Annotated in this window: 11 protein-coding genes and 1 tRNA gene; 5 read left to right on the forward strand and 7 right to left on the reverse strand. The window is 39.9% G+C overall.

Annotated features, from left to right (window positions below; translation table 11 throughout):
• Positions 1 to 22: 22 nt before the first annotated feature.
• Positions 23 to 1222: a Coenzyme F420 hydrogenase/dehydrogenase, beta subunit C-terminal domain gene (locus IQ237_RS05735; protein ID WP_194053204.1), complete on the forward strand. Its 1200-nt coding sequence runs from the start codon at positions 23 to 25 to the stop codon at positions 1220 to 1222.
• Between the two features lie 35 nt (positions 1223 to 1257).
• Here IQ237_RS05735 and IQ237_RS05740 read toward each other — a convergent pair whose 3' ends face one another.
• Positions 1258 to 1635 carry a GxxExxY protein gene (locus IQ237_RS05740; RefSeq protein WP_194053206.1) on the reverse strand — a complete coding sequence of 126 codons (378 nt, stop codon included), beginning with the start codon at positions 1633 to 1635 and terminating at the stop codon, positions 1258 to 1260.
• A 41-nt stretch (positions 1636 to 1676) separates the two neighbouring features.
• A complete protein-coding gene (locus IQ237_RS05745; RefSeq protein ID WP_194053208.1) occupies positions 1677 to 2906 on the reverse strand; it encodes a methionine gamma-lyase family protein in 1230 nt (409 codons plus the stop codon).
• Positions 2907 to 2992: 86 nt separating this feature from the next.
• Between IQ237_RS05745 and IQ237_RS05750 the strand changes: the two genes are divergently transcribed.
• The 3 genes from IQ237_RS05750 to IQ237_RS05760 all read left to right on the forward strand — a co-directional run bounded on the left by IQ237_RS05750 (position 2993) and on the right by IQ237_RS05760 (position 6351).
• Complete coding sequence (locus tag IQ237_RS05750) at positions 2993 to 3814, forward strand: acyl-CoA desaturase (protein ID WP_194053210.1); 822 nt, start codon at positions 2993 to 2995, stop codon at positions 3812 to 3814.
• A gap of 255 nt (positions 3815 to 4069) precedes the next feature.
• Positions 4070 to 5143 (forward strand): fatty acid desaturase, encoded by a 1074-nt coding sequence (locus tag IQ237_RS05755; protein WP_194053212.1) that lies wholly within the window; start codon positions 4070 to 4072, stop codon positions 5141 to 5143.
• 128 nt (positions 5144 to 5271) lie between these two features.
• Positions 5272 to 6351 carry a DUF3474 domain-containing protein gene (locus tag IQ237_RS05760; protein ID WP_194053214.1) on the forward strand — a complete coding sequence of 360 codons (1080 nt, stop codon included), beginning with the start codon at positions 5272 to 5274 and terminating at the stop codon, positions 6349 to 6351.
• A gap of 859 nt (positions 6352 to 7210) precedes the next feature.
• Here the strand turns inward: IQ237_RS05760 and IQ237_RS05765 are convergent.
• Together IQ237_RS05765 and IQ237_RS05770 are read right to left on the reverse strand one after the other, a co-directional pair.
• Complete coding sequence (locus IQ237_RS05765; RefSeq protein WP_194053216.1) at positions 7211 to 7645, reverse strand: DUF29 domain-containing protein; 435 nt, start codon at positions 7643 to 7645, stop codon at positions 7211 to 7213.
• Between the two features lie 204 nt (positions 7646 to 7849).
• Positions 7850 to 9115, reverse strand: a complete 1266-nt coding sequence (locus IQ237_RS05770; protein WP_194053218.1) for a glutamate-5-semialdehyde dehydrogenase — start codon at positions 9113 to 9115, stop codon at positions 7850 to 7852.
• Positions 9116 to 9362: 247 nt separating this feature from the next.
• On the opposite strand from IQ237_RS05770, the gene cas5 reads away from it, so the two are divergent.
• Positions 9363 to 9437, forward strand: a complete 75-nt coding sequence (gene cas5 / locus IQ237_RS26990; RefSeq protein WP_228019748.1) for a CRISPR-associated protein Cas5 — start codon at positions 9363 to 9365, stop codon at positions 9435 to 9437.
• Between the two features lie 438 nt (positions 9438 to 9875).
• Here the strand turns inward: cas5 and IQ237_RS05780 are convergent.
• The 3 genes from IQ237_RS05780 to psbZ all read right to left on the reverse strand — a co-directional run bounded on the left by IQ237_RS05780 (position 9876) and on the right by psbZ (position 11494).
• Positions 9876 to 9947: transfer RNA gene (locus IQ237_RS05780), tRNA-Gly, on the reverse strand.
• 233 nt (positions 9948 to 10180) lie between these two features.
• Positions 10181 to 10732, reverse strand: coding sequence for a 6,7-dimethyl-8-ribityllumazine synthase (ribH, locus tag IQ237_RS05785; RefSeq protein ID WP_194053220.1), 552 nt, complete (start codon positions 10730 to 10732; stop codon positions 10181 to 10183).
• Between the two features lie 573 nt (positions 10733 to 11305).
• Positions 11306 to 11494: a photosystem II reaction center protein PsbZ gene (psbZ, locus tag IQ237_RS05790; protein WP_096568955.1), complete on the reverse strand. Its 189-nt coding sequence runs from the start codon at positions 11492 to 11494 to the stop codon at positions 11306 to 11308.
• Between the last annotated feature and the right edge of the window lie 224 nt (positions 11495 to 11718).

Below are 11718 nucleotides of genomic sequence, written 5' to 3' on the forward strand. Positions count from 1 at the left end.
TCCCGAAAAATAAACAAAATATATGACCACCATAGACACCAACAAACACAAAAAAGCCAAAGCCCTCAAACCCGGAAGCGTGCGCCCCGCCAAAGAACTATGTAGCGAATGCGGACTATGCGACACCTACTATATCCACTACGTCAAAGAAGCGTGCGCCTTCATCACCCAAAGAATAGACGAACTAGAAACCACCACCCATAACCGCCCCCGCAACCTCGAAAACGAAAACGAACTCTACTTTGGCGTACATCAAGAAATGATAGCCGCCCGCAAAATACAACCCATTGAAGGCGCACAATGGACAGGAATAGTCAGCACCATCGCCATAGAAATGCTCAACCGGGGCTTAGTTGAAGGCGTTGTCTGTGTGCAAAACTCCAAAGAAGACCGCTTTCAACCAGTACCCATCATCGCCCGCACCCCCGAAGAAATACTAGCAGCGAAAGTAAATAAACCTACTCTATCCCCCAACCTTTCCGTATTAGAAGAAATCGAAAAATCAGGAATGAAGCGGTTATTAGTCATCGGAGTAGGGTGTCAAATACAAGCATTACGCGCCGTAGAGAAAAAACTCGGACTAGAAAAACTCTATGTCCTGGGTACACCATGCGTAGATAATGTTACCCGCGCTGGACTGCAAAAATTCCTAGAAACCACCAGCAGATCCCCCGAAACCGTAGTTAGTTACGAATTTATGCAAGACTTCCGGGTACATTTTAAACACGAAGACGGATCAGAAGAAAAAGTACCCTTCTTTGGACTCAAAACCAACGTACTTAAAGACATCTTCGCCCCATCATGTATGAGTTGCTTTGATTACGTCAACTCCCTAGCAGACATAGTAGTGGGATACATGGGCGCACCCTTCAACTGGCAATGGATAGTAGTGAGAAATGATACCGGCAAAGAAATGCTAGAACTCGTCAAAGACCAACTCCACACCCAACCGGTGATGTCCAAAGGAGACAGAAAAGCCGCCGTACAACAAGGAATAGAAGCCTACGATAAAGCCGTCACCTTACCGATGTGGGTAGCGAAATTAATGGGAGTCGTCATAGATAAAATCGGACCTCAAGGACTGGAATATGGTAAATTTTCAATGGATTCCCACTTTACGAGAAACTACTTATATGTTATGCGGAATCATCCAGAGAAATTAGAAGATCATATACCGGAGTTTGCCAAGCGGATCGTAGCGCAGTATAAATTACCGGAATAAAAGCTCACGCAGAGGCGCAGAGGCGCAGAGAGTTTTTAGAGGTTGTTGACGACTCGTGAGATGCCATCTTTAATGAGTGGGACGTTAAAGTTGATGAGTAGTCCAACTTTTTTATTAGCAAGCTTGAGATAGGTTTGTAACTGTTTATAGCTGACAGGATGGAGATTTTCCACTGATTTTAGTTCAACAATTACCTTGTCTTCAACTATCAAATCAGCCCGGAAACCCTCCTCCAAAACCACACCCTCAAAAGTGATAGGAATAATTACTTGTCTTCTAACTTGCAACTTTCGCCGTCTCAACTCAACATCCATCACAGTCTCATAAACAGACTCCAACAAACCAGGTCCTAAAGTTGTGTGAACCTTATAAGCCACATCAACAATAACTCCCGTAATCTCATTCTCAATCATACTCTCTGCGCCTCTGCGTCTCTGCGTGCAAAAAAATTATCTCATACTTCTCCTACAGCCTCAATAGCTGCCTGTAACGCTATCGAAACATGACTCCAATGTGTACCACCTTGACAATAAACAATATAAGGCTCTCTCAATGGTCCATCTGCCGATAATTCCAAGGTACTTCCCTCAATAAATGTACCCCCAGCCATCACAACCTTACTTTCATATCCCGGCATGGCATCAGGTACGGGATCTAAATAAGATCCTATGGGCGAATATTGTTGAATAGCTTTACAAAAGGCAATCAGTTTTTTCGCTGAACCGAGTTTAATTGCTTGGATGACATCCCCTCTTGGTGCTAAGGGTGCGGGGTTTACAGGATATCCGAGTTTATCAAATACGTATCCTGTGAGGTATGTTCCTTTCATTGCTTCCCCAACTATTTGGGGTGCTAAAAATAATCCTTGGTATAATAAGCGGTTTTGATCAAAGGTTGCTCCTCCCGCACTACCAATACCAGGGGCGGTGAGTCTACACGCTGCTGCTTCTACTAAGTCGGCTTTTCCAGCTATGTAACCCCCTGCTGTGACAATTGTACCACCTGGGTTTTTGATTAATGATCCTGCCATGAGGTCCGCACCTACGTGGGTGGGTTCTTTGGTGTCTATAAATTCTCCGTAGCAGTTGTCTACAAAACAAACTGTGTTGGGGTTTTGTTGTTTGACGATGTGAATTATTTTTTCAATTTCGGCTATGGAAAGGCTAGGCCGCCATGAGTATCCGCAGGATCTTTGGATTAAAACTAAACGGGTATTTTCTGTGATGGCGGTACTTAATTCTTGCCAATCTATTTTTCCTGCTTCAGTTAGTTCTAATTGACGGTATTTTATGCCAAAATCAATAAGGGAGCCTTGGCCTTGACCCCGCAAGCCAATTACCTCTTCCAGTGTATCGTAGGGAGAACCAACTACTGCTAACATTTCATCCCCAGGACGGAGTACACCATACAGCGCACAGGCGATCGCATGAGTTCCTGAAACAATCTGCACTCGCACAACCCCAGCTTCTGCTCCCATTACTTGGGCAAAAACTTGATCTAAGGTATCTCGTCCTAAATCATCATGTCCATAACCGCTGACACCTGCAAAATGGTGCGCCCCCACACGATGATCACGAAAGGCATTCAGAACTCTTTGTAAATTATGCTTGACCTGAGCGTCAATACCATAAAAAATTTCTAATAGTGCCTGTTCTGCTTCTCGCAGCTGCTCTAAGCTGTTCATTGTTTCCTCATTAAAAAAAATAATCTAAATATGCGGATTCCTAAATCACGCAGATTAGGCTGGACAATTCCTATAAAGGTTACTGCATGACAATTGCTACTTCAACTAAACTTAAAATTAACTGGGTTAATACCCTGTTCTTCATTGGACTGCACATCGGCGCTTTATTTGCTTTAATTCCCAGTAACTTTAGCTGGAGAGCAGTTGGTGTTGCATTATTCCTCTACTGGGTTACTGGTGGTTTAGGCATTACCCTGGGATATCACCGTCTTGTTACCCACCGCAGTTTTCAAACTCCCAAATGGTTGGAATATGTCCTAGTCATTTTTGGGACTTTATCCTGTGAAGGCGGTCCTATTGAGTGGGTAGGTACACACCGTATCCATCATTTGCACTCAGATACAGAAAATGATCCCCATGATTCCAATAAAGGTTTTTGGTGGAGTCATATGGGCTGGATGATTCATTTTGCTCCCGCTCACGAACAGGTTCCTCGCTTCACAAAAGATATTTTTGATGACCCAGTTTATCAGTTTTTACAGAAAAATTTCATTTTCTTACAAATTGCTCTGGGCTTGGCTCTCTTTTTCTTAGGTGGTTGGTCTTTTGTGGTTTGGGGTATTTTTGTCCGCATTATTTGGGTTTATCACTGCACTTGGCTGGTAAATAGTGCGACTCACAAATTCGGTTATCGCACATATCCAGATTCCGGTGACAATTCTACCAATTGCTGGTGGGTAGCTTTACTGGTATTTGGTGAAGGTTGGCACAATAATCACCATGCTTTTCAATATTCAGCCCGTCACGGTTTGGAATGGTGGGAAATTGATATGACTTGGATGACTATTCAATTACTCCAACTGCTTGGTTTAGCAACAAATATTAAACTGGCAGATAAAAAAGCATAACGCATAATTGATGTTTAAAGTCAATAGTTTTATAGTCGTTTTCTGGGTATGAAACTATTGGCTTTTTGCGTGTAATTACGGAGATTCAAAATAGAAATTATGAATTTTTGAATTTTAATTTTGAATTTTGAATTTTCATCTATCCTAAGTTACTCTTAGGTTGCTATAATCTCAGAAATTCAATGTTACAAAACTTAGCTGTAAACTCATTTTGATTATGACTTTGCAGACCAGTTTGCTGTTTTTCAGGTATTCATGACTACATCACTAATCAAAGACCAGGAAACTTTCGTCGCCACAAACCTTAGTCAAGACGAAATCAAACTAAAACATATTATCAAAAGTCTACCCAAGGAATGTTTTCAGAAAAATAGCCGCAAAGCGTGGACTACTGTAATTATCAGTTTATCTATGGCAGCGTTAGGCTATTATTTTTTGGCCATTTCTCCCTGGTTTCTTTTACCCATAGCATGGATTTTTACAGGAACGGCTTTAACAGGATTTTTTGTTATTGGCCATGACTGCGCCCATCGTTCATTTTCCAACAGTCGTCGGGTAAATGATGTGGTTGGTCATTTTTTCATGATGTTTTTAATTTACCCTTTTCATAGTTGGAGAATTAAACATAATCATCACCATAAACATACAAATAAACTAGATGAGGATAACGCATGGCATCCCATTAGACCAGAGGTTTTTGAAGGTTGGGATAAAAATAGACAGTCTGCTTATGAGTTGTTTATTCGCAAGCGTTTGTGGTGGGTAGGTTCTATCGGACATTGGGCAGTGGTGCATTTTGATGCGCGGAAATTTCAACCCAAAGATAGAGCTAATGTAAAACTTTCTGTAGCTGTAGTAGTAGCCTTTGCTGCTATTGTTTTCCCAACTTTGATTATTACAACTGGTGTTTGGGGCTTTATTAAATTCTGGTTTATTCCTTGGATGGTTTACCATTTTTGGATGAGTACCTTTACCATTGTTCACCACACAACAGCAGATGTTCCTTTTAAAACTGCTGATAAATGGAACGAAGCAATGGCGCAATTATTTGGAACTATTCACTGTGATTATCCTCGTTGGGTAGAAGTTCTTTGTCACGATATTAATGTTCACGTTCCCCATCATATTTCTACTGCTATTCCTTCCTACAATTTGCGGATGGCTTACGATAGCATTAAGAAAAATTGGGGTGAATATCTCCATGAAGAATGTAAATTTTCTTGGGATTTAATGAAACAAATTACTAACGAATGTCAACTTTATAAAACTGACATTGGTTATACAAATTTTGATGAATATTACGCCCAGAAAGCTAAATCTCTAGCTTAATTTCCAGATTTACCCTAATGATTTAATCAAGCAAAATTTATTAAATCATTTTTCTCAACTTTGACTGTTTTGGTGGGCAATGCCCACCCTAACTTAATTCCTGTTCGTTTTAGAGATTCACAAATCCAGTGCAATTAGAATCAATTCAATTCAATCAAAATTCTGCGGTTAACACTGCTCAAGGTGAAGATACACTTCCGTTTACTCTTGCAGATTTAAAAGCAGCTATTCCTGCTGAATGTTTTCAGCCGAGTGTGGTTAAATCACTCTATTATTTTTTCCGTGATGTTGCCATTGTTGCTGGTCTTTATGCACTGGCAAATTATCTAGATTCTTGGTATTTTTGGCCAGTTTTCTGGGTGATGCAAGGAACTATGTTTTGGGCTTTGTTTGTAGTAGGTCATGACTGTGGACACCAATCTTTTTCTAAGCACAAATGGCTAAATGATTTGGTTGGTCATCTTTCCCATACACCTATTCTTGTACCTTATCACGGTTGGAGAATTAGCCACAGAACTCATCACAAAAATACTGGCAGTGTGGAAAATGATGAAAGCTGGTATCCTCTGAGTGAATCTCAATATAAGCAATTACCTTGGCTACAAAAGCTAATCCGCTATTATCTGTTTTTGCCTCTAGCTTATCCTATCTATTTGTTTCAACGTACTCCTGGTAAAAGTGGTTCACATTTTGACCCCAGAAGTTCACTGTTTAAACCTTCCGAAAAGTGGGATATTATCACTAGCACTACCCTTTGGATAGGTATGGTAGGTTTGTTAGGTTTACTCACCTATCAATGGGGTTGGATGTGGTTACTTAAATACTACGCTGGTCCTTACGTTGTGTTTGTGATTTGGTTGGATTTGGTTACATATTTACACCATACTGAACAAGATTTACCTTGGTATCGTGGTGATAATTGGACTTTTTTAAAGGGTGCAATTTCTACCATTGATAGAGATTATGGCATTTTTAACCATATCCATCATGATATCGGTACTCATGTTGCCCATCATATCTTTTTGAATATGCCTCATTATAATTTGTTGAAGGCTACTGAGGCTATTAAACCTGTGATGGGTGAATATTACCACAAGTCTGATGTTCCTATCTGGAAGGCGTTGTTACATTCTGCTAAGGTTTGTCGTTTTATTCCAGATGAGGGTGATAAGGTTTACCACACTTATTATCAAGAGAATGCGAAGTAATATCTAACCCACATTCCGCACCCTCAACTGTCACACAACGAAAATTGGTCATTTGGAGATTTAGAATTGGCGATCGCCTACCAATATTCATTATCTTTGGTACAAAATACAACATTTGGTCGTAATGAAATTACGAAAAAACCAATTGTGACACCGGGGGGTGTGGAAGGTAGGATCTAAGTGATTGATATTTATTAAGTCCGCCGAGTGCGGGCTTTTTTTGTCTGAATTAGGATTGGAGGATTTTGTTTATTTTTTTGATTTTTGATATTTGTTGAGATTGTCAGAATCAGGATGTCCAGGATTTGAGGATTTACAGGATTTTGTTTATTTTTTTGATTTTTGATATTTGTTATAGTATTTGATATTTGTGATAGTGAAAAAAATCGGTTCTACCATACTTGTTATGCTAAATTACCAGTCTGAAAGAGGGAACTCTTAACAGGGAACAGGGAACAGGGTAAAGAGGCAATTTTTGTAAAAATATCCAATATCTGTAGCTTATGTCTTATGTATATTAAGCCTTCCGCAGTTTTTTGAGATTGATTTTGCATACTATGTACTGAAGAACCAAAAAATCAAAGGATATAAAGTTGGAAAATGAACAACATTCATTTTTCTTATTATTAAATAGATAACTGTATAACTTTCAGCAATAGCAAAAAACAAATCCTGAAAATCCTTAAATCCTGGATATCCTGATTCTGACAATATTTAATATTTGATTCTCATACCCAATTTAAAAAATCAAATCCTGTAAATCCTTATAGTTTACACTGGTTTAAAAATTTCACTTAGTTGTAAAGTTCGGGTTAGGGTTACACAACCGGAGTCAGAAGAATAGATTTTACAGCTATAGCTATGATTCTGGTAAAAACTCATTATCTAATATTTGTAAAATTGTATAATTACAACTTTGTGGAAAGGTTTCATAAGGTAAATTAGTTTCTTTAACAGCTAAGTTAATTCCATCTTCATAACTTAATTGCAAAGCTTCTTCTAAATAAGATTTTAAACTGGGACTATCTGTTAATATTCTTTTGACTTGAGTGCGCTGTTCTCGAATTGTTGCCAACCAACTATTACTGCGTTTTTCTGGTTGGTATTGCCATTTTAGTAAATGTCCTAATAACAAAGCTAAACGGTTAACTAATTCCCTTCTTTCTTGTCTTCCCAAGGTTTCTATTTCCTCAATTAAGTTTAACTTATCAAGTATTTCCCATTTTTCTTCTCTTAGTAGTTGGGCTTGTTCTTTTGTCCATCCATAAAAATCAGAGTTGTAAAGTGTATTCATGGATTTTATCTATAAACTACGCTATAAACTACGCTATAAACTACGCTATAAACTACGCTATAAACTACTACTTAGGACTTACGCAAGATCAGACTAAAAAACTGATTCTTGCTTAGGAGTAATTCATGAATTACCCCTACGTTCGTTCTGTTTTGCGTAAGTCCTGTACTGTTGATGATAGAAGATTAACCACAAATTCATCTGTTAAAACCTTCCATTTCCCTGAATGATATGCTTCACCGTCGTCAATGTTTCCAAACTAATAAACCCTCTACGGTGTCCTTTTTGATTGGACATTCCCAAAAATACGGAATCTCCCCGTGAAGGGTTACGAGAAAAACGAGGGGAAGCATTAATATAAGTAGAGGCGCTATTGACTCCTAATGCAAATTGGCGACTTTCTTGGTAAGAGTCTGTAACTATTGCATCTGCATGACTACTACTATATTGATTAATCCAAGCGATCGCACTTTCTAAGCTATCTACTAATTTAAACGCTACGGTTTTATTTAAATACGGTGTTCCCCATTCTCCGTCTTTTGCTAATTGTAATTGGGGAAAGGCTTCTACTAATTCTGCATCTGCTTTGAGTTCAAAGCCTTTTTCTTTTAAGCTATTCCACAGCACAGGCAAGGAAGATGGTAAAGCTTGACGATGAATTAAAACTTTTTCAATGGCATTGACTGGATCTGGTTCACTTTCATGGCTATCTAAAATCATCCAGCGTACCATCTCTAAACTACCATTGAGGGACCAGTAAAGGTAACAATTGCCCATTGCTGACTTTAACACGGGACAAGTCGCTTGTCTGACTACTTGCTGAATTAAGCTAGAACGTCCGTAGGGTATGACTAAACTTAAATACTGGTCTTGAGTGACTAAATCCCGTAAAGAAGTACCATGTTCAGTGGTGACTAATTCTATACAACCTGGGGGTAAACCAACTTCACTAATGGCTGTTTGCAGAACTTCGGCGATCGCCGCATTGGAATGACTAGCTTCTGTACTGCCTTTGAGAATCACTGTATTACCAGTTTTCAAACAAAAGCCAGCGGCGATCGCCCCTAGTTCTGGAAACGCCTCATAAATAAATCCAATCGCACCCAAAGGCATTAACTGGGTATAACTTTGAGAATCTTCCTGTTGATAATCAGCATTTCTCACCCGTCGCAGGGGATCGGATAATTCTCCCAAGCGTTGGAGAATCTCAACAGTATTCTCTAACCGAGAGGGAGTTAATTTCAACCAATCCAAAATTAATTCTGGTACTGCCATTTCCCGACTCGCTTCTAGATCCAGGGTATTGGCTTCGAGAATGTCGTCAAATGAGCGTTTTAGCGCCCGTGCCATTGCCAACACAGCGCGACTTCGGTCTGCCCCTTTGGTAGTTCCTAACTTCAGGGAAGCTTGATAAGCGCGTTTGGCGCTGTTCATTGGTTCGGGATAATCATCAAAAGCTTCAACAGTCATCCGATTTTGGATTTTAGATTTTAGATTTTGGATTAGTTCCTCGGATAAATCCGGGGCGCTGATGCAGTTAACGTCTGTAAGTAAGCCAGACCATAATTGCTGGCAGAATAGCTAATAGTACCGCCACTATTGCCCAAGCAATAACACTCGAACCATTTGCCAAGCGTAATGCTAACGGTAGCCATATAATGACTAACACGAAAATAATACCCAACGCTATCGGCAGATAACTTTCTCCCAATTTCGGTTGAACCAAATTCCAACTTTTCCCTGTCCAGCGCCAAGCACGCTTATAGGGATAATTGGTAGAAAGTTGATCTAGTACATATCCATTATCTTCAACGACAAATATTTGCTGACAGCGATCGCAGCCAAATGCTTCTGTCAGGGTAATAGGAATTAACCGCCCCCGACGACGACAAGGACAAGGATAATCCGTATTTAATTCTATTTTTTCCGGTTTTTGAGATGGCACAAGCAGTCTAAATAACTTGAGCGAGTTTTTGTTAACGGTTTTGGGTGGGAATGCCAAAAATGACTTTTTGGTCAACATCCCCACACTTAGCATTATTTCTAGTATATTTCTGCCAGCATTGTAGCCGCCATTTTCAATTAGACAAAATAGGAGGCAGGCAATCCCCCCGTGGTTGCCCCAGAAGGCAGGAGTTTATACAATTAAAAATTTTAGGTCTGAGAATCTAATCATGATTTCCCAGACCTAATGATTTTGTTAGTTACTTGTTTGATGTTATCTTTTCAAAGCGGGTAACGCGATTCGAACGCGCGACATCAACCTTGGCAAGGTTGCGCTCTACCACTGAGCTATACCCGCGACCTCAACATAATCTTAGTATTTCAGATTTATTTTGGTTTGTCAACCCCTCTTTGAAATTTTTTTTTGGAAATGGGAATAGGTGACAGGTGACAGGTGACAGGTGACAGGTGACAGTAGAGATGGGGAGGTAGGAGAGGTAGGGGAAGTAGGGGAAGTTAATAACCCAATCACCAGTCACCTCTTCCCCAATCACTAAAACTGTTCTGCTAGGTTGGAGCGTAGTTGACGCATCAAACTTCTCTACCACCTTCACTACCACCAAACGCAGCCAGAGCTTTTGAAAATTCATCAGGTTCTGCGAGGTTAGAACGTAAATTACGCATTAAACTGGCCATTTCTATGGCATTCATGGCATAATCCCAGCCGTGATTACTTTTAATCCCTGCTCTTTCCAATGCTTGCTGCATGGTATCTGTTGTCAAAATGCCAAAAATCACGGGTACACCAGTTTGAAAGCTGGCTGCTGCAATACCCTTAGCTACTTCAGCAGATACATAATCAAAATGGGGTGTTTGTCCTTTAATTACCGCACCTAAGCAAATTATGGCATCATAACGTTGAGAGAGTGCCAACTGACGGGCAACGGTAGGAACTTCAAAACTGCCTGGAACCCATACATAATCTACTTGATTGCCTTGGGGGTCAGGATCTATACCGTGACGTTTTAGGCAATCTTGACATCCTTCTAAAAGCTTAACGGTAACTAGGTCATTGAATCGACCGATCACCATCGCAAACTTTAAAGGTGCTGTTTGAGTAAAGTTACCCTCAAAAACTGCCATGACTGCCTCTTATAACTATAAATTCTTAGCCAATACTCTTTTCTGGAAGGAAATAGAGGAGCAGGAAAGCAATATCAGCACGGAAAAAGAACCAGGACTTACGCAGAGCAGAACTAAAGTAGGGGTAATTCATGAATTACCCCTACGCAAGAATCAGGTTTTGAGTCTGATCTTGCGTAAGTCCTAAGAACAAAGAAATTTTTGCTTTCCTTTCCTGTGAGTTCAGCTTTTCTGCTGCTATATAAAACCTAGACAAAGCTAGACTTTACTTTCTACTTCAACGGGAGCATGGGAGCGGTTATCCCTCAGTAGACTTGCACGCTGTAGCCCAACGCGACTTTCTCAGGTTAAGATTTGGAAACAGACTATCACTATCAATGCTTGGTTTTCGCGTCGGTAATAGTCTTATTCAATACTTGATATCTGAGGACTATATATCAAGTTGGCATTTTTCTGAGCTAACTTATGTCAATGTTTGTCAACATAAGTATAGTTTGGTATATAAAATTGTCAACTTAGGACAAGCTCCTCTGGTTTTTATGTTATGTGTGAACGCTTGTGTGCAGCCGTTGTCTACACCACAAAAAAGTTTAATAAACCAACTAAAAGCACTAAAGCAATCCAAACACCAGAACCAACCCACAGCAGCTTTTTAGATTCCACCCAGTTTTGAGGGGTTGCGTAAGCAACAGGAACACCAATAACCAGGACGAAGGACATGAGAACGAGAGATACTAAAGCAAATTGAAATACTATGGTCATTTTTACTTTTCCCAACACAGCGAAATCGTAACTTTCACCAAGGCTGTCACGATATGATAGACAGACAAGGTTGATCAGTGACCTTTGTAAACTCACTTGGTCTTCTGAACAATTAATATTTTACGTCCGGTTTGTAACAGTTGATCAGTTATTAGGAAATAGGGAACAGGGAACAGGGAACAGGGAACAGGGAATAGATAATTATTTATTCTCCCTATCTCCCC

The sequence above is a fragment of the Sphaerospermopsis sp. LEGE 08334 genome, assembly GCF_015207205.1.
GTDB lineage: Bacteria > Cyanobacteriota > Cyanobacteriia > Cyanobacteriales > Nostocaceae > Sphaerospermopsis.